Genomic DNA, 17,584 nt, shown 5'->3' with positions numbered 1-17,584 from the left:
AACAAATTATGTTAACATGAAAACACTTGTTCAATTATATGAGGATGAATCTACAGAAACTAAACTGAATTCCGTACAAGACTATTATAGTACATTGTCCGAAACTGAAGATAAAGATGTTTGATATCGAAGATTAAATATATCCCATTTTTATTTTCCACATCGTAGGACGGTGTGGGTTTTCTTGTTTTTATTCAAATAGTTTATCAATAGTGACACCCAAAGCCTTTGAAATTTCATAAGCAGTACTGATCGTACAGTTGACCAACCCTCTCTCAATGGTGCTTATAGTACCATATTCCACACCAGCTAACTCAACCATAGTCATATCTCTGTTGTTAAGGCACTTACATACGTTCACGCCAAATTGAGCGATGATTTTATCGTTCCTAGGATTTTTGGTTGCAATCAAAACAAAAAATCAGATAAAATACTTTGTATCGTATATGACTTGTCGTACATTTGAATTTAAGAAACGTTTAACTTTTTGAATAATAAGTTAACGGTCTCACGACTTCTTTAACTTTAAATGCCTCTTAGAGACTGGGAAGCTCAATAATTTATAAGATTTATGAAAAATAAGACGTTGGTTACTGTGGCAATGATCTTGTGTTCCATGTATTCATTTGGTCAAGATGTGTCCAAGTTAGTAGATACCCTCACAAATAGAGGCTACATCATAATAGATAAAGACACTAAAGACTTGAAGGATTTGGAACGCTATTTAGCACTGGATAATAAATTGACTAATAAACAGGATTCACTGGATAACGTATTCAATAATATGAGTGGGTATTTCAAGTACGCTCGTGAATCAGGTGAAAGTGACGAACTCATAAACAGAATAATGGAGTTTGCTAGAAGGAGTAAAGAAATTAAGAGTTATTTTAGGGTAAAACACAAATACGCAAGTAACACCAGTTTCGATCCCCTAAAATACAGTACATTTCTTGATAAATACGAAAGAGCTATAAATGGGTTTGATAAAGTTACAGATGCCAAAGATATAGAGTCTATTATTAGCGACTTAAAAGCTATAAAAAATAAATTTCAACAAGACAGTTTGATTAAAGCTAATCGTGAGATTAAACGTGATTCAGAGTTAGCTTCATTGCCCACTAAAGCAGCCATAAAAACTAAATTCAGAATATATACCCACAAAACTGGACATGTTTTTGAATGGTTTCCTATGGGATTTACACCAAAAACAGGCAAAGCAGTAATCGATAGGGTATTTGGCCATAAAGCACGATATAGGGAAGTTGATGGTAATGGAATGAATACCATTGTAATAGACTATTATGATTCGGGAAATATAATGAACGTTACTGTTTATGGAGGTAAAGGTGGCGGTTCAATATATTACGCTAGGTATAGAGATCATGCAAAGAAACCTTATGAGATACAGACGTATTCTGCCGATGGTAAGTTTTATGTGGTGCATAAAAATACCTACGACATGTACAATAATAAGACAAATGTGAGTACAAAATACCAATATTTACCACTTGATTACTGGTACGAATAACAAAACAAAGGCTCTCAAATTTGATAGTCTTTGTTTTGTTATTAAAATAATATCCATTCAAAGCTAAAAGGCAAACAAGCAGACAAATTTGTTATTTTGATGAATAAACTTAATGATAGAAGGCTTTAAAATTATCACCATCTGAGAATTATTTTATTGTAAAAATGATAGCAGACTTAAGATTGTATGTTAAATGCAAATAGTCTTTTAGTCCCCTCATATTACAGTTCAATATTAAAATTAAATTTATGCACCCTCCTAGTAGAATAAAACAGGTTAAACCGAAATTGATTTCATTCGGCATAATCTTCTTGGCATTAGCATGTGCCTTTGTAATATCTAAATTTCACGACAACACCTACTATTATCTTTATCCTCAGGCAACTAATGAATCTACATGGGTTATTCTTTGTTTCACATTCATTATATCATCCATACTATTTTTGTTTCGCAAAAAGTATAGAACTTTATTAAAAAACAACCTGATAGTATATATAATTTTTGTACTGTCATTGCTACTTAGCACTTCCTTTTTTGTTGGTTCAATGCATTACCTCCTGTATCTGTATGATAAAAGCTCTTTTATTATTGACGAAGACATCAATAAATATCAAATCAAAAACGAATACGATACCTTTGACAAAATTAGACACCAGCTTATCTTCGAAAAAAGGCATTGCATGGAGTCTCTTGTCAATCTAGCAAAAAACAAACTAAAAATATCTGAAAAAGATAGGTACGCAATTCCATTTCTAGTAAAAAGCAATAGAGTCAAAACTTATGAGTTAACATCTGGTGATATAGGACTGGAGTTGAATAGGGTTACGACCCCAATCCCAGTCGATCCAAGAAAGCCCCCGAAGGATCCAAATGAAGGATATAACTATTACCTATCGATTATTAAAAATAACCAAACTATCCAAATAAACGATAGAGATCAAAATAGAGACTTTTTTATCAAATATTTCGACAATCCATATTCGCCATCAAAAGAACCTATAATCAATATCATTAAATCTCATACTTCTATAATAGACAGTAATATTGAGAGGATCGATAAAAATAAAAATTTAGTAAAGAATAGAGGTTTACCTCTGAGCCAATTTGCATATGATACTTTCATGAAAAGTGTGCAACTGGATCAGAACGTTTTTAAAATTTTATCATGGAAAAGTCGAGTACTATATATGCTACAGTTATTCCTAACTGTCTTAATTATATCTCCATTCCTTATTGACATCAAAGAAAAGATTATCAAAAGGATATCGCAATAGGTTCCGTAGAAGACTCATTTAACTTTTCATTTTCTACCTCATTAAAGCTTTTAAGCCCACACACAAACAATCTAGTGTTTTAGAGTATACCTTTTTTTGTGAGGCACACCCATAGCCAAAAACAATGGGAATACCTTGGAAATATCTATTAATTTTCATATATTTAGACTTAACAATACACTACTTTAAAATTGTGATTATATATGAAAATTCTTTATGTCAGAGTATCATCATTAGACCAGAATACTGATAGGCAAAAAATTAATGAAGGTGATTTTAATCTATTGGTTGAAGATAAATGTTCAGGTGCTATCACTTTTGAAGAAAGAGAAGGTGGTAAGAAAATATTAAGATTACTTCATGAGAATTATATAACCTCTTTATCAGTTGTAAGTATAGACCGCTTAGGCAGAAACTTAAAAGATCTCCTCCATACCATCGAACAATTTAACAACAAACATGTACCGATCTTTTTTATTAATCAGGGGTTGAGAACCTTGGATGAGAATGGAAAAGAAAATCCAATTTCAAAAATGATCATTAGCATTCTTGGGGTTGTAGGGGAAATGGAAAGAACACAAATTAAAGAGAGGCAAGCGGAAGGTATTGCATTAGCTAAGGCAAAAGGATTATTTAATGGCAGGAAGACAGGATCAATCGAGGATAATTTAAAATTTTTATCTAAGCCAAAAAATGCCAAAGCATTGGATTACCTAAAAAGAGGCAATCTAACAAACTTAGAGATTTCTAAAATTACTGGTCTCCACATTAACACGCTCACAAAGATTAAAAAAATTGGTTTGAAGCCCCTAACATCTTCTTTATAATTAGCAGCAAAAAACCTTGCAATAACCTCATATAAACCTGATCATAACCAGTTTTTTTTATAAATAATCATTACGTACCAATATTATAAAATTAGCATTTTGGTATTAATTCCTGAGAAAATAGGCTAATTTCCATTGGAATAGTTACAATAAACCGATTTACATGGGGTACATGATCAAATCATGAGCATCTACATGGTGAACTATTTAGCATTAGCTACTTGTACATCATAAATCCCTTTTCTGGAATGCATGAATTGACAAATAGTTTGCCGAAATCTGTTAATAAAATTTTTGTAAATTTTTCTATTCCAATCTGGACATTTTCTTCGTTTGTTGGATATTTGGTATCATACACTGGCCATGTTACTAAACTTAAACTTTCCAAATGTGAGTAATACATATCGAAGTTTTTAGGAAAATTAAATCTATCAATTGGTATGTCAGATTTAGTGATTCTACGATTAGAAAACCAATCAGCTAAAGCATCATAATCAGTATAAGTAACAATCTCGACCTCTTTATCTTTTAATAAAAATAAAAAATAAGCTTCATCAGGTGAGAGTTGGTCTATTAAATGGACAAATGCAGGATGCGCTTCATTTATCCTTTCTTTATCTATAGCTCTAGAAAGTAAGTTTAAATATAAATCTGTTAAATAATTACCATCCTCTAAATATTTTACTCTATCTAGCACAGGTCCTGCTATTGATGCAGGAGCTTCAATTTGATTTTCTTCTTTAACATTCCCCCTAACCTTCTCTAAATATCTTGTTAACCTATCCTGGTAAGCCGCTGCTAATTGAACTGGTGCAGTAAATAATCTAAATGCTTTAATAACATCCACAGCAACCTTACTTATCTCTTGTACAGGTTGTGAACCACCATCTTCATAAATTTTCTTTACAGTGTCAGCACCAAGTATATTAGCTAATTTCTCTAAGTCAGGCATAAATTATGAAATTTAAGTATTTGTAATAAAGATAGAAATATGCTTTTAATTCCAATTAAACAATGAAAAATGAACAGGAATTTATTTAAAATCTATCAGTTAATTAACCCTACATAAGTCATGTTAATCCCAAGAGCCCCCCTTCCCCCTCCCCATAGGTATCCCCCTACGCTCCTACTATAATAGTCGCCTCCCTAAGTACGTGGGCACACATTTGCGATTTTTTTTCCAAAAAAAAATATTGTTTTCAATTTAAGAGCCTATCTCAAAAAATATTTTTCTGAAAATTCTAACCTGAAATTTTAAGGTGCTGCATCTAAATTTTAGATTTACTGATTTTTAATCGAATCGTAAATAAAATAATAATTAAACTCATTTTCATAAATAACTTCCCACCCAGCCTTTTCGTGAGCAATTCTTTTGAAATTATCATTAATTCCGATTGAGATCAACATATCATATTTTTTCAATAAATATGGCCTTAAAAATTTCAACATTGCTTTAGGAATACCCATTCTATGAAAAAATAGTTCTACCATAATTTTCGTTCTTTTACATAATTATGATCCACATGAATTAATCCTGCATTTTTCATTTCTTGAATAGCTGATTGGTATTCAGAAATTAAAGAAGAATAATTATCATTAATAAAATAGGCAACAAGATTTCCATTATAGGCTGCGATCCCTAATTCCTTGTGATTAATAATCTTTTCTAGTTCCTCCTTATTATGCATTTCACAAAATAGAAACCCATCTTTCTTATCTGTCTTATCAAGAGATGATATTGTCCAAATCCTATTAAGGCTTAATATAAATGGAATATCAGAAACATTTGCAAGCCTAATTTCCAATTCAGCACCCCTTGAAGTTTTAAAAAAATCTTCATTACACACCCCATTTTAACCACTTAAATGTAATCACTATTTAAATAGAATGAATACGCCCTTTTAATAGATGCTTACCATCGTAAAGTATAAAAACTAAAAGAAGGTACTGCGGTTTTGATCCAGAATATTTAAAGAAATGAAATTATCAAATGCTGATTTATTATTTTTGATAATAATTTTTGATACTACTTTTTGTTGAGGTTACGCCATCAGGCGAGTAAATACCAGTAATAATATATATTTTTTTCATCCTATTTATAAATGCTTTTATTTATATCCTTTACCAATTCTTGCAGCTGTGGTATAAATTCAGGGTTATAATGTTGGTTAGCCCAATACGTATTATCTGTTTTAATAATTTGTAAAACAACCTTATCTGCATTGAAAGTTGTAAATGCCTGTAGAGATCGAACAATAATGAAAGCAATAGGTACAATCGCAATTGAAGCGAGTGCTGCAAGAAAAAGTGGCATAAGATCTCCATACTCAAATCCATACTCCCTTCCTGTTGCCACAATAACAATGTATGCAACAATAATTGATATAATTGTAATTAAAGCAATTAAAGGCTCCTGTGCTGGCAAATTGAACCTATTAAATTTTAAATACATTTGTTTAGCCTCTGCAGAACGTAACTCTTTTATACCGATGATATTATTGTTACCCTGATTATTATAGAGCATTCGTTTATCAGTAATAGTAAACTTCTCTGTACCAATAACATGCTCACCAATTAGCGTCTCATTCTGAAGAATTTCCATTGCATTTATTTAAAATATTATCGAATTTTTCCATTTCTTTTTGGACTTGGTCATCAGACCAATCATTTTTTGCTCCTAATTTTTGCAACCGCTTCAAATTTGCTTGCGTTAACATGTAACATTCATCAAGTTTCTTCAATTCTTTAGTTGTGTTTTTGTAGGATTTTGATTGTCTGTAGCAATCACAGACTTCTGTTGCTAGAGATTCAGGTGTATTTATAGCGCAACTTTCAAAAAAAACCACTCCTAGTAGTAATAATTGCTTTCTTATCATATTAATATTTGTATTTAGTTTAATCCAAAGATAAATAAAATATGAAACTAGTTACATAGGTTAAAGCATTTCTATTAGCAAAATTTGCTATTCGATGGCAGTAAAGAACCCCAGAAATGAACAGGCAATCAAAAAGCTAGGGCAAAATGTGCGTAAACAACGCACTTTGAAAGGGTTATCTATGGTTAAGCTCTCTGAATTATGTAATGTTGATTATCGTACAATTAGCAATATAGAACTGGGTGCAGCTAATACTACAGTCAGTATGGTTGCAATTATTGCTAAAGCTCTGGCTATTCACCCATCAGTGCTTTTTGAAGATTAATTCCTAATTTCCACTCTGCATTTATTTCATATTTATAAATAACTCAATAACCAACTCCTTTTCTTTTTTTTTCATAGAAATCTAAATTGGTTTGCTCGTCCTCAAGGTTCATCATTAAATAGATAAATCCTGCAAAAAAAGACATTAACAATAACCATAAGAGAGCTTTCATATTTAGTTACGGTTTGAAGATATATTGATATTCAATTGATCTATTTTTATCCATGATGATAAACCTAACTTTTTCTGCCTTTGTAGGCATTTCTGGCAATGTCAACCAAAGAATAGATTTAAAATTTTGATGAGAAATCTTTAAAATTCGATCCTCTCTCACTATCACTATTATATCACCTTGTTCATATAACTTTATATCCCAATTCCTTATATTTTTCTGAAAATATTTTAGAATCTCAGTTTTAAATTTCATTTTTTAATAGGTACTATTTTCATTTTTCGCTATTGGATTTAACAAGATTCCTTCCTCCTTATCGCTGATTTTAAGCCAGTTTACGCCATTGATTTGCACAACCGAAGAAATGTAATCAGGATATTGATATTGAAGGTTTTGGTGCATTATAATAAACATATCATCACACAGATATGCAGGAACTTGCAATTCATAACAGTATTTTTTGTTCAATTTTTCAGGTTCCCTAACTTCAATTATTACCCGATTTTGTGAAAATGTATTGCCTGCACCGAGTGCAACAGCATATAATTCAGGTAGTGTCTGATTATAACTTATGACCCTACGCCAACTGGAAAAATGTGATGGAGTGATCTTAGTATAGCTTTTATATCCTGTCTTATAAGGACAAAATCCATACTTATATTGCGTTACAGTATCTTTCTTGCAAGCTATATTTTTCAATTTCTTTTGCCCAAAAGCATTAAAATTTAGACAAAGCGTTGCCACACTGCACATTATCAGTAATTTTTTCATATTCCTTACGTTTAAATTTTAGTACGAATATAAGAAAATGTACCCATATGTGCGTACATAATTTTTATTTTGTTTAATGAATTTGGCGTCATGGGTGATAAGAGTGGCAACGATAAAGCCAAAGAAGTTTTAGGTAGAAATTTGAAAAAGTTTAGAACTGATGCCAATATGAGTATCAGGGCATTGGCCACTGCTGCACTTACAAGTCCCTCACAAATAGATAGAATTGAACGTGGAGAAGTTAACACCAGCGTATCAACAATCTTTGCTCTAGCTGAAGCCCTGGGAATTAAGCCTGCTCAACTTTTGGATGAATGATTCAAAAATTCTTAGATAATTTTAATTGATACGCTCGATTTAATTTCATCAAAAATAATAGTATCAGCGATCGTAAATAATAACATTTCTAAATAATAAGGTTTATAAGTTGGAAATAATCTTCTATTGAGTTCCCTTACCAGATCACAATAGATAAAGTAAGCCTTTTGAGGGGATAAATACATTTCATTTTTCCGATTCCCATATGTAACATCACTCATGTAAGCGAGATTGATTAAAGTGTTAAGGTCAAAATAGAGAAGTTTTGCATTCCTACTTTCTGGCATTGGGAAAAATACTGGATTATTCAAATTATTTTTTAAAATAAGCCAGTTTAATGTATAAACTACTCTTGAATCATATACAAAATATTTCTCGTGATCTGCAAATGATGCAATCTTTGAGAGTGAAGAGATTATTCCAAAAAGCTCTGTTGTAAGTTTTCTCTTTTTTAATTCACTGAAAAATTTGTTAATTCTATTTTCATTTGTCTCATTATTCTTAAATGAGCCAATTCCACCCCATTTATTAATGATCCATAAACTGATATCATAGTCTATATCTTTTTTGTGTAGATGTCCTCGGAGACTATCTACAAAAGCAACACCTCTATCATCAGAATTATAAAAAAATCCATCATTTGCTAAATCTGATAAATCCAAATTTTTAAAGTCGGTGTATTGAATTAAAACATCAACTATACTTTCTTCATATTGTTTTAATTCATTTTCCAGTACGTTGATAATTTCAGCGCTGATTTGAACTTCCATAGATTAATTTAGATTTAGAATCTAATTTATAAAATAAAGGTGATAACCATTGCGCTACCACCGTTATTATATATATCCTACCTGTCCCTGACATGTACAATAATTATATCAGTATCGAAAAAATGCAAGTGTTACGCCACTAATTCAATCACAATTTCGTTCGCAACAATTGTTTTATTGAAGTATATCGCTTTACCTTTATATACAATAGATTGTCCATCATCATCTCTGGCAGCTTGTAATTTATTAATGATTACCCCCTCATCATCCTCATCATTAGCTATATTCTTAATTATTGGATAATTAGCATAATAATATGTTTTATTCCCAATTTTTTGAATAAATAAATTATCATCTTCATCATTATTTACTGGCTCTGTAACGACCTCTTTACGTGATATCACAGGCTCTACAATTGGAGATTGAATACTTGTATTAACATTAGACAGTTCCCCCTTTAAACACTCTATTTCTTCTCGCTGTTGCAATATAAATGACTGTAATTCTATTACCTGTTGATGTAATTGATTTTTAGTTTTTGGTTTAAAATCTTTAGTTTCTGTAACTGGAATATATTTTGATTCTTTTAAAATTTGAAAATCATCTGCAACCCATCTTTTTATAAATTCAGGACAATTATCATCAGTTAATGTATAAATATGTTGAATAGATTCTTCATCATTACATTCAAAAGTTTCCAATAAAGTATAACCATTATTTTTTCTTACTACACCAAAACTAGATGTTTCAGTTTTTTCAATTAAATCTTTTTCTATTAATAACTTTAAAAGTTCATTATATAGATTTGGGCTAATTGAAAAGAATTTCAACATTGTATTTCTGTTGTGCCTTGCAGCACCATTCTTTTTAGTTCTGTAGTTAAATTCAGAAATTATGAATTTAATTATATCCTGTTTCTTACTGGATAATGTTCCAAATTCTTCTGTGAAATTTAATGTTTTAGGTATGTTAATATATACCAGATTTTTGTTTAATTTTTCCATTGTGTTTAGTTTTAGTTTTTCATTCAGGTTTAATTAGTCTGCAAAAACTAATGGAAGTTGGAAGATAATTTGCAGTTCTACCAACTCCCGAAACCCAATGAATAATTCTTATTTATTTATAAATAGTTATGAAAAAATTTAAAATCACTTTAGATGAAAAAATTTATAAATAAATAAGAATTGATAATAAAGTTATATTGGAAAAAAGAAAAATCAAGTAGCTATAAAATTTTAACACTTCTTAGGTTGGAAATGAAATTATATGTGTATTTCTATAATATTTAATTTGATACACTATATAATTAAATATTGCATTATATAAGTAAATTAAAAATAAATACACCATATAGTGTATCATCTATGATTTTAATTATTTAATACACCTATACATTAATATATAAGGTATTATTCTATAATATTTAATTTGATACACTATATAGAGTATTTACCACTTAAAATTAAGAATGATACAGTATTTACATTATATAGGGTATTTATTTTCAAATATCAACTTTGATACAGTATTTACTGATATTCCAACTCCCGAAAGGTATCTTTAATGTAAATATAGTTAGGTTAGGTTTTTTACTAACAAGTGAAAATTATAAATTATCACCTATATAGGTGGAGAAGATTTTTCTCCAGTACTTAAGATTAGAGAATTAATGAATAAAAAACAATTAAAAAAGCGTAGCAAAATATCCCATTAAACCAACTAATACAAATACCCCTAGGATCGCAAGTATAATAAATACTATCTGCTTGTTAGTTACACTAAACGTGGCTTCCAATTCTTCTTTAGTTAATGTTTTTGGCTCTACATATTGAACTGTGGGCTTTTCAACATATTTTTTTCTTAAAAAATCATTAACTGCTTCAATTGAGTTCAAACCGCTATTAAACTTGGATTCGGCAACAAAAAATGCGTACTCATCTCTCCCATCAATTTTCAATGCAAGAATACTCTCATCTAAAAATCCGTGTCTGAATAATATTGAACTACTCCCAATATCCAGAAGTAGCGAATTATTACCAATGAGTTCCCACTTACCTTTTTCAACATGTCCATCAGTGGAAATTAATAATTCGTTATTTCGTCTAAAAATATACATGTGCTTTTGAGCGAGTGCAGGATTAATAGCTACCCAATGCTTTTCGGCTAACAAAGTTACGTTAGCTAACTCCTTACTGAATTTACTAAGTCGTGGTATGATATCTGAGATATATGTTTTCATCAGTTACAATTATAATGTAAAATCATTATTATCTTCAATTTTTTGAGCCAAATCAAAACCAAATTGAAAAATATAAATATAATATACAAGGATCAGGTGGTCATCACCTTCTCTACTTCCAACCAAGAAATAAAAGCTGCATGTACATCAGTAGATGATGATACGTTGCAAATTGATGCTTTAGATTTAATATTATTTAGAGGTAGTAAGAATGTAAGCAAAGAGGCAAAAAAAGAGACTTATTATCCCTACATCAAATCGAGAAATAGAATAATTAAAATCTGGCAAAAAGCTGAATAATTTCAACTCTAATTTAATCTTTATAAAAGGAGTTTATCTCTTTTTATCTGCATCTGCATTAATGTCCCTTATCCTTTTTCATTAATACTTTAATGGGGCCCCAATTTTAATTTATAAATTTGGATATGAATCAGGAACAGAAAGATTTGTTAAATAAAGTTGGTGCAGATAAATTCCTTGAATTGCAAGTTGAAAAAGCTGTTTTAGCAGAAGGTTATACCTCAATTGAAGATTATGTACAACAGAGATTAATACATTCTCATGTTTTAACAGAAGTTGAGGAATTAAAAATTGATTTAGACTTTTCAAAATTTGATCTGCGGTTAGTACAGGATGAACTAAATGAGACTAAACGAAAATTAGCATCTGTTATTACTACTACTCCAATTGTAGATATTACTATGTTTAATGCAATGATGGAGCAATTTAACACCATCAATGATAAATTAACACCTGTAACCAACTTCTTTGCAAATACCCATGAACCAGCACCAGTAAAAAAACGCATCAGCAAAAAAGAAAAAGAACGTATTGCATTTGAAGAGCATCAAAAAATATTACAGATGGAAGCTCTAGCTAGTATCAAAAATAGGGGCTAAAAAACCCCGCCATTAAAAATCAACTATTTTTCTTTCAACTTTAAATTCAAGTTTTAATTTTCTCAAATAAACTTCTGTTTGTGAAAATGTAGCATGCCTACATTGCTGCATTATATATGCCTGTATTTGCATCGGCATCCAATTAGTATTCACCAAAGTGTTAAATAGCTTCTGCACTCCTGTGTGCTTTAGAGCGTAAAAATTTTTCCCTACAAATAAATTATCGCCCTTATATTTTTCAATTAATTGTCCCTTGATACTATCAAAGCTATTGCAAAGATATCTATAACTATAGCTTAATTTTGGGTTATTGTTTTTTGGGATTAAAAAATCATCATCATTATATCCATTTGGATATGCAAAGCTTAACCATTCTTTCAAAATTTCAATTAAACTTTTTGGAATGTCAACGTGAATGAGATTATCATTTTCGTACCTTCTAGCAGACTTCGTAATGTGTGGTGGTAGCGTGAATCGTTGATTTGGAAACTCAATCATCCAAATTTTCAATCTTAACATCTCACTTCTTCTAATGAAAGTATAATATATAATTGCACTACAAACATGTAATATTCGATCAGCTTTTGACCCCGACTCAAACAGTTCAGCAAACCAGATATTAATTTCTTGTTGAGTCCAAGATTCATAAATTTCTGTCTTTTTAATGGGTACTATTTTTTCAGAATCTTTCTTTAAGATTATATTGGAACAGGGATTGAAATCTAAATAATCCCTTTGAATTAAAGTTTTAAACAGGATACTAACCCTACTTAAATTTAATTTACAGGTTAATGCGCTCCAACCTTTTTTCCCTTCTGTCGGATTGAATTCCTTTTCTATCCAATCATTAAGGTCTTTTTTTGTAACGGATAGTACATTATCATCTTTTTTAATTTCTATCAAAAAACGTTTAAAAGTATGGTTATAGAAAGCCAACAACAAAACTGCTGTTGTTTTGTTACCATAAGTTGGATTAACCCAACCTCGATTTTCTTTAATTATTTGAATAGCTTTATCAATTGATATTTTACTAGCTTCTGCTTTTTTTAGTGCTTCCCACTCCCTTTTCTTTCGTTCATAATCTGAATTAGCAGGATCAATTCCATTCCTTAAATCATATTCAACCGAATCAAACAATAATTTAAGTTTTCCTTTTCTATCCTTTTCATTATCGACTTTGGCAAGACTAATTTTATATTGTTTTTTACCCCTTTCTTTTCTTCTGACTTTTGTACCATCCTCCAAAACAAGGGAATAACCGACATACCATACACCACCTTCAGGGTGGTACATTTTAAGATTTTCGAAATCTTTAAAAATGATTGAATTACTTATTTTAGATTCCATAGCTCTAATAATTGCGATGCTTTTTGCGATGCTTTCTGTTTAAAAACAAGCGCAATATAGAAAAAAAGCAATACACTAATATACTAGATATATTCCATCATATATGATTTAGGTTTTTCTGCGCGGAGTGTTTTTAAGGCTTTATCTTTAATTTGTCGTACACGTTCTTTACCCAAATTCATTTTATAGCCAATTTCATCCAGTCCGATTGCCGTATTTCCACCTAGACCATAAAACATAAAAAGAATTTCCTTTTCCCGCTGAGGCAATCTTTTCATCAATCTTTTAATGTCAATTAAAATAGAGTCTTCCAGAACTAATGAATCTGTCTTTTCTATGTTTTCATCTTCAATAGTATCAGCAAGTGTAAAACCTGAATCTTCTCCAATAATGGTATCTAATGAAGTTGTCATTGGGGCATGGAAAAGATAGTCAGAAACCTTTTCTTCCGGCATTTCAATAAATTCGCAGACCTCTTCAATACTTGGCTGTCTTTCTAGACGTTGCTCAAGTTCTCCCATTGCTTTATTTATCCTCACTATTCCCCCAATTTGATTTGCAGGTAGCCGAACCATTCTTTTTTGTTCAGCTATAGCAATCATTATACTCTGGCGAATCCACCAAACAGCAAAAGAGATAAATTTAAATCCTTTAGTTTCGTCAAAACGCTGTGCAGCTTTAATTAAACCAAGATTACCTTCAGCTATCAGATCAGAAAGACGAATGCCCTGATTTTGATATTTTTTAGCTACTGATACTACAAAGCGCAGATTAGCTTTCACCAATCTGTCCAACGCCATCCTATCACCCCTTTTGATCTTTCGAGCCAAAGCAATCTCATCATCCACACTCAGCAGGTCAATTCTCGAAATATCATATAAGTACTTTTCTATTGAGTCCGAATCACGGTTGGTAATGGACTGCTCTATCTTTAATTGTCTCATCTTGGGCAAGGTCAGGAGAATTGAACTTTAGATCAATGGATATGATTTATTTCCGATTATTTTACGGAAAAATCTACAAAAACTTTCAACTTTTACGGTTTCACAGCTCCAACTATCTTTTTTTTTATTAAATTCGAATTTTCAGTGTAATAGATACACTTTCTACAAATTTACGGGTGATGAACCATACAGACTTAGATAAAACAGACATTGGTATATTGAGATTATTGCAACAGGATGCATTACTGAGCAATAAACAGCTAGCCCTCGAACTAAACAAATCTACTGCAACGATTCATGAAAGAGTAAGAAGATTAAAGTCAGACGGTTACATAAAACGTTCTGTTGCCATTTTGGATGCAAAAAAGATTGGAAAAAGCCTTATTGCTTACTCGCAGGTACAATTAAAAGAACATACTGACAGTGCGTTAAGCGGCTTTGAAAAAGAGGTTGTAAAATTCCCTGAGGTAATGGAGTGCTATCACATGACTGGCGCGTTCGACTTTATCCTCAGAATTGTGATCTCTGATATGGATGCTTATCATCATTTTTTAAGAAGCAAACTTGCTCAGCTTAGTAATATTGGCACTGTTCAAAGCTTTTTTGTGATGTCTGAAATAAAAACTGAGTCTGCTTACACATTTTAAATTCCGACACCAATTTAAGCTTATTTTATTGATGTAATCTTATAAAGAGGAAAATCTAAGGGCTGCTCTTTACCTTTAATCAATTTATATTCATAAAATCGATCTAAATATTTTTTAAACCTCTCTAATGAAGGAATTGCACCACTATATTCCTCATCATACTCTACAGTCTCTCCAACTTTAAGTGCCGGCTCAGGATCAGTCAACTTATGCATCTGCGTTAAGTCGTTCGGGTTTATGTTATGTCTTAAATCTTCCATAATACGTTTTTATCAAACCTACACTATTAAATGGGTAACTAGCCTATATATCGCATTACATTACAAATTAAATTCAATCTCAATTATTAATACCTTCTCAAAAAAAATACTATTTTTACAGTTATGGATTACTTTAACACTCTCGAACCACTACTTCGGGCTTTTTGGTTCATTGCTCTTCCCGTAAGTCTGATCTTTGCTGTCCAGACAGTAATGACCTTTCTTGGGCTTGATAGTGCAGATGGAATAGATGCTGATTTTGATGGCAATCTTGATCATGCAGACGCTCCCTTTCAGCTATTCTCTTTCAGAAACCTGATTAATTTCTTGCTAGGTTTAAGCTGGACGGGTATTTCATTTTATCAACTCATCAGTAATAAGCCTTTACTCATCCTGCTTTCAATCGCAGTAGGAATTGGTTTTATTCTTTTGTTTTTTGCCATCATCAAACAAATTCAAAAACTAGCAGAAGACAATTCATTTAAAACTGAACATGCTTTAAACAAATCCGGCTCGGTGTACCTGCGTATCCCTGGACAAAGAACAGGGAGAGGAAAAATTCAGGTCAGTGTAAGAGGATCATTTAAAGAACTTGATGCCATAACAGATCAAGAAACAATAGAAAGCGGAGCCAACATCCGCATTATTAAAATAGAAAATCAAAACCTAGTACTCGTAGAAAAAATTTAATGGAAAACCTATTACAATCCCCTCTAACGATCATTCTTGTGGTCGTTATCGTTATTTTCGTTACTTTATCGGCTCTCATTTCCCGATATAAAAGATGTCCGTCAGATAAAATCCTTGTTATATATGGTAAAACAGGTGGCACATCTGCAAAATGTGTACATGGTGGTGGCGCTTTTATCTGGCCTGTAATTCAAGATTTCGCTTACCTTGATCTTAAACCTATATCTATTGAAGCCAATCTGGTTAATGCACTTAGTCGTCAAAACATTAGGGTTGATGTTCCTTGTCGATTTACTATCGCCATCTCAACAGAAAGTGACAGCATGAACAATGCTGCTGAGCGTTTATTAGGTTTGGCTGCCGCAGACATTCAGGAATTGGCTAAAGATATCCTTTTTGGTCAGCTTCGTTTGGTTATTGCAACCATGACTATTGAGGAGATCAATTCTGACAGGGACAAATTTCTTGACAATATCTCTAAAAATGTAGACACAGAACTTAAGAAAATAGGCTTAAAATTAATCAACGTTAACGTAACAGATATTAAAGATGAGTCTGGTTATATCGAGGCTTTAGGTAAAGAAGCAGCGGCAAAAGCGATTAACGAGGCTTTAATCAGTGTAGCTGAACAAACTAAAATCGGTGAAACGGGTAAAGCAATTGCCGACCGTGAAAAAGATGTTCAGATTGCTGAAACTCAGCGTGAACGTGATGTTAAAATAGCCATTACACAGAAAGACAGAGAAGTAAGTATTGCTTCTGCTGTTAAAGATGAGGCTATTGGTAAAGCAGAGGCAGAAAGAGATACGCGTATCAAAACCTCGGCTGCAAATGCATTTGCAGTTCAGGGAGAGAACGAAGCAAAAATAAACATTGCCAACTCTGATGCTTTACGTCGTGAAAAAGAAGCGGAATCATTGAAGATTGCTGTTTCGGCCGAAAAGGTTCAGCAAGCACAAGCCCTTGAAGCATCCTATCTTGCTGAGCAAAAAGCGGAAGCTGCCCGTTCTGAACGTGAAAGAGCAACTCAAATTGCAAACATTGTAATCCCTGCTGAAATTGCGAAACAAAGAGCTATCATCCAGGCCCAGGCGGATGCTGAAACCATCAGAGAAAATGCAAAGGGAGAGGCTGATGCAATTTTCGCTAAAATGGAAGCAGAAGCAAAAGGTCTATTTGAAATCCTTACTAAACAAGCCGAGGGTTATAGAGAAGTTGTTGCAGCGGCAGGTGGAGATCCAACTAAAGCATTCCAATTACTATTAATTGAGAAACTTCCTGAATTGGTAAGAACACAAGTTGAAGCTGTTAAAAATATAAAAATCGATAAGATTACCGTATGGGATTCAGGTAATGGGAATAATGAAAACGGCAATTCCTCCACAGCCAATTTCGTTTCAGGAATGATGAAAACTGTCCCACCATTAAACGACCTGTTTAATATGGCCGGACTAAATCTTCCAACATACTTAAAAGGTGCTGATGAAGCTCCCGAAAACATCAGCAATATCAATTTAGGTAAAACAACTTCTGGTAATACTAGCAATAGTACAACCAAAGACTAACCTGTTGACTAAACAGGCTTAACAAAGAAAAATAATAGTTAACAAATCGCTATCAAGATAAAGGGGTTGAACCAATGGCTCAACCCCTTTATCTTTTACCATAAAAATTACCTTTTCGAAAGGACATAGGAT

24 protein-coding genes are annotated in these 17,584 nt (G+C 31.9%); 10 read left to right on the top strand and 14 right to left on the bottom strand.

Annotated elements, in window-relative coordinates; all coding sequences use genetic code 11:
• Positions 1-190 precede the first annotated feature (190 nt).
• A complete protein-coding gene (locus WC623_RS07860) occupies positions 191-328 on the bottom strand; it encodes a helix-turn-helix transcriptional regulator (protein WP_372849688.1) in 138 nt (45 codons plus the stop codon).
• A gap of 243 nt (positions 329-571) precedes the next feature.
• Here WC623_RS07860 and WC623_RS07855 point away from each other — a divergent pair, with 243 nt between their 5' ends.
• The 3 genes from WC623_RS07855 to WC623_RS07845 all read left to right on the top strand — a co-directional run bounded on the left by WC623_RS07855 (position 572) and on the right by WC623_RS07845 (position 3,629).
• Positions 572-1,528: a hypothetical protein gene (locus tag WC623_RS07855; RefSeq protein ID WP_372849686.1), complete on the top strand. Its 957-nt coding sequence runs from the start codon at positions 572-574 to the stop codon at positions 1,526-1,528.
• A gap of 680 nt (positions 1,529-2,208) precedes the next feature.
• Positions 2,209-2,802, top strand: a complete 594-nt coding sequence (locus WC623_RS07850) for a hypothetical protein (protein ID WP_372849684.1) — start codon at positions 2,209-2,211, stop codon at positions 2,800-2,802.
• Positions 2,803-3,005: 203 nt separating this feature from the next.
• Positions 3,006-3,629, top strand: a complete 624-nt coding sequence (locus tag WC623_RS07845) for a recombinase family protein (protein ID WP_372849682.1) — start codon at positions 3,006-3,008, stop codon at positions 3,627-3,629.
• A gap of 217 nt (positions 3,630-3,846) precedes the next feature.
• Here the strand turns inward: WC623_RS07845 and WC623_RS07840 are convergent, their stop codons facing one another.
• The 5 genes from WC623_RS07840 to WC623_RS07820 all read right to left on the bottom strand — a co-directional run bounded on the left by WC623_RS07840 (position 3,847) and on the right by WC623_RS07820 (position 6,505).
• Positions 3,847-4,581: an Abi-alpha family protein gene (locus WC623_RS07840; RefSeq protein WP_372849680.1), complete on the bottom strand. Its 735-nt coding sequence runs from the start codon at positions 4,579-4,581 to the stop codon at positions 3,847-3,849.
• 329 nt (positions 4,582-4,910) lie between these two features.
• Positions 4,911-5,120 carry a hypothetical protein gene (locus WC623_RS07835; RefSeq protein WP_372849678.1) on the bottom strand — a complete coding sequence of 70 codons (210 nt, stop codon included), beginning with the start codon at positions 5,118-5,120 and terminating at the stop codon, positions 4,911-4,913.
• Positions 5,114-5,476: a hypothetical protein gene (locus tag WC623_RS07830; RefSeq protein WP_372849676.1), complete on the bottom strand. Its 363-nt coding sequence runs from the start codon at positions 5,474-5,476 to the stop codon at positions 5,114-5,116. The genes WC623_RS07835 and WC623_RS07830 overlap by 7 nt, the downstream gene beginning before the upstream one ends.
• A 245-nt stretch (positions 5,477-5,721) precedes the next feature.
• Entirely contained in the window at positions 5,722-6,231 is a 510-nt protein-coding gene (locus tag WC623_RS07825; RefSeq protein WP_372849674.1) for a hypothetical protein, read from the bottom strand.
• The gene (locus WC623_RS07820) at positions 6,212-6,505 is read right to left on the bottom strand and encodes a hypothetical protein (RefSeq protein WP_372849672.1); all 294 of its coding nucleotides are present in this window, start codon (positions 6,503-6,505) and stop codon (positions 6,212-6,214) included. The genes WC623_RS07825 and WC623_RS07820 overlap by 20 nt, the downstream gene beginning before the upstream one ends.
• A 94-nt stretch (positions 6,506-6,599) precedes the next feature.
• Here WC623_RS07820 and WC623_RS07815 point away from each other — a divergent pair, with 94 nt between their 5' ends.
• Positions 6,600-6,830, top strand: coding sequence for a helix-turn-helix domain-containing protein (locus WC623_RS07815; protein WP_372849670.1), 231 nt, complete (start codon positions 6,600-6,602; stop codon positions 6,828-6,830).
• Positions 6,831-7,008: 178 nt separating this feature from the next.
• On the opposite strand, the gene WC623_RS07810 is transcribed toward WC623_RS07815, so the two are convergent.
• Complete coding sequence (locus tag WC623_RS07810; RefSeq protein WP_372849668.1) at positions 7,009-7,257, bottom strand: hypothetical protein; 249 nt, start codon at positions 7,255-7,257, stop codon at positions 7,009-7,011.
• Positions 7,258-7,260: 3 nt separating this feature from the next.
• A complete protein-coding gene (locus WC623_RS07805; RefSeq protein ID WP_372849666.1) occupies positions 7,261-7,773 on the bottom strand; it encodes a hypothetical protein in 513 nt (170 codons plus the stop codon).
• A gap of 90 nt (positions 7,774-7,863) precedes the next feature.
• Here WC623_RS07805 and WC623_RS07800 point away from each other — a divergent pair, with 90 nt between their 5' ends.
• Positions 7,864-8,091: a helix-turn-helix domain-containing protein gene (locus WC623_RS07800; RefSeq protein WP_372849664.1), complete on the top strand. Its 228-nt coding sequence runs from the start codon at positions 7,864-7,866 to the stop codon at positions 8,089-8,091.
• Between the two features lie 11 nt (positions 8,092-8,102).
• Here the strand turns inward: WC623_RS07800 and WC623_RS07795 are convergent, their stop codons facing one another.
• The 3 genes from WC623_RS07795 to WC623_RS07785 all read right to left on the bottom strand — a co-directional run bounded on the left by WC623_RS07795 (position 8,103) and on the right by WC623_RS07785 (position 11,100).
• The gene (locus WC623_RS07795; RefSeq protein ID WP_372849662.1) at positions 8,103-8,861 is read right to left on the bottom strand and encodes a hypothetical protein; all 759 of its coding nucleotides are present in this window, start codon (positions 8,859-8,861) and stop codon (positions 8,103-8,105) included.
• Positions 8,862-8,992: 131 nt separating this feature from the next.
• Positions 8,993-9,865, bottom strand: a complete 873-nt coding sequence (locus tag WC623_RS07790) for a hypothetical protein (protein WP_372849660.1) — start codon at positions 9,863-9,865, stop codon at positions 8,993-8,995.
• A 680-nt stretch (positions 9,866-10,545) separates the two neighbouring features.
• On the bottom strand, positions 10,546-11,100 hold the full coding sequence (locus WC623_RS07785; RefSeq protein WP_372849658.1) for a hypothetical protein: 555 nt from the start codon (positions 11,098-11,100) through the stop codon (positions 10,546-10,548).
• A gap of 63 nt (positions 11,101-11,163) precedes the next feature.
• On the opposite strand from WC623_RS07785, the gene WC623_RS07780 reads away from it, so the two are divergent.
• Both WC623_RS07780 and WC623_RS07775 read left to right on the top strand, forming a co-directional pair.
• Complete coding sequence (locus tag WC623_RS07780; RefSeq protein ID WP_372849656.1) at positions 11,164-11,400, top strand: hypothetical protein; 237 nt, start codon at positions 11,164-11,166, stop codon at positions 11,398-11,400.
• A gap of 125 nt (positions 11,401-11,525) precedes the next feature.
• Positions 11,526-11,999: a hypothetical protein gene (locus tag WC623_RS07775; RefSeq protein WP_372849654.1), complete on the top strand. Its 474-nt coding sequence runs from the start codon at positions 11,526-11,528 to the stop codon at positions 11,997-11,999.
• 12 nt (positions 12,000-12,011) lie between these two features.
• Here WC623_RS07775 and WC623_RS07770 read toward each other — a convergent pair whose 3' ends face one another.
• On the bottom strand, positions 12,012-13,346 hold the full coding sequence (locus tag WC623_RS07770) for a tyrosine-type recombinase/integrase (RefSeq protein ID WP_372849652.1): 1,335 nt from the start codon (positions 13,344-13,346) through the stop codon (positions 12,012-12,014).
• Positions 13,347-13,429: 83 nt separating this feature from the next.
• Positions 13,430-14,290, bottom strand: a complete 861-nt coding sequence (locus WC623_RS07765) for an RNA polymerase sigma factor RpoD/SigA (protein WP_372849650.1) — start codon at positions 14,288-14,290, stop codon at positions 13,430-13,432.
• A gap of 179 nt (positions 14,291-14,469) precedes the next feature.
• On the opposite strand from WC623_RS07765, the gene WC623_RS07760 reads away from it, so the two are divergent.
• Positions 14,470-14,937 carry an Lrp/AsnC family transcriptional regulator gene (locus WC623_RS07760; protein WP_372849648.1) on the top strand — a complete coding sequence of 156 codons (468 nt, stop codon included), beginning with the start codon at positions 14,470-14,472 and terminating at the stop codon, positions 14,935-14,937.
• Between the two features lie 20 nt (positions 14,938-14,957).
• Here the strand turns inward: WC623_RS07760 and WC623_RS07755 are convergent, their stop codons facing one another.
• The gene (locus WC623_RS07755) at positions 14,958-15,197 is read right to left on the bottom strand and encodes a hypothetical protein (protein ID WP_372849646.1); all 240 of its coding nucleotides are present in this window, start codon (positions 15,195-15,197) and stop codon (positions 14,958-14,960) included.
• Positions 15,198-15,320: 123 nt separating this feature from the next.
• Here WC623_RS07755 and WC623_RS07750 point away from each other — a divergent pair, with 123 nt between their 5' ends.
• Together WC623_RS07750 and WC623_RS07745 are read left to right on the top strand one after the other, a co-directional pair.
• Complete coding sequence (locus WC623_RS07750) at positions 15,321-15,887, top strand: NfeD family protein (RefSeq protein ID WP_372849644.1); 567 nt, start codon at positions 15,321-15,323, stop codon at positions 15,885-15,887.
• Positions 15,887-17,452: a flotillin family protein gene (locus WC623_RS07745; RefSeq protein ID WP_372849642.1), complete on the top strand. Its 1,566-nt coding sequence runs from the start codon at positions 15,887-15,889 to the stop codon at positions 17,450-17,452. Before WC623_RS07750 ends, WC623_RS07745 begins: the two co-directional genes overlap by 1 nt.
• Positions 17,453-17,584: the final 132 nt, after the last annotated feature.

This window comes from Pedobacter sp. (assembly GCF_041645105.1).
Taxonomy (GTDB): Bacteria; Bacteroidota; Bacteroidia; order Sphingobacteriales; family Sphingobacteriaceae; genus Pedobacter.
Note: the sequence above shows the minus strand (reverse complement) of the source record. Positions and strands in the feature narration are given on the sequence as shown.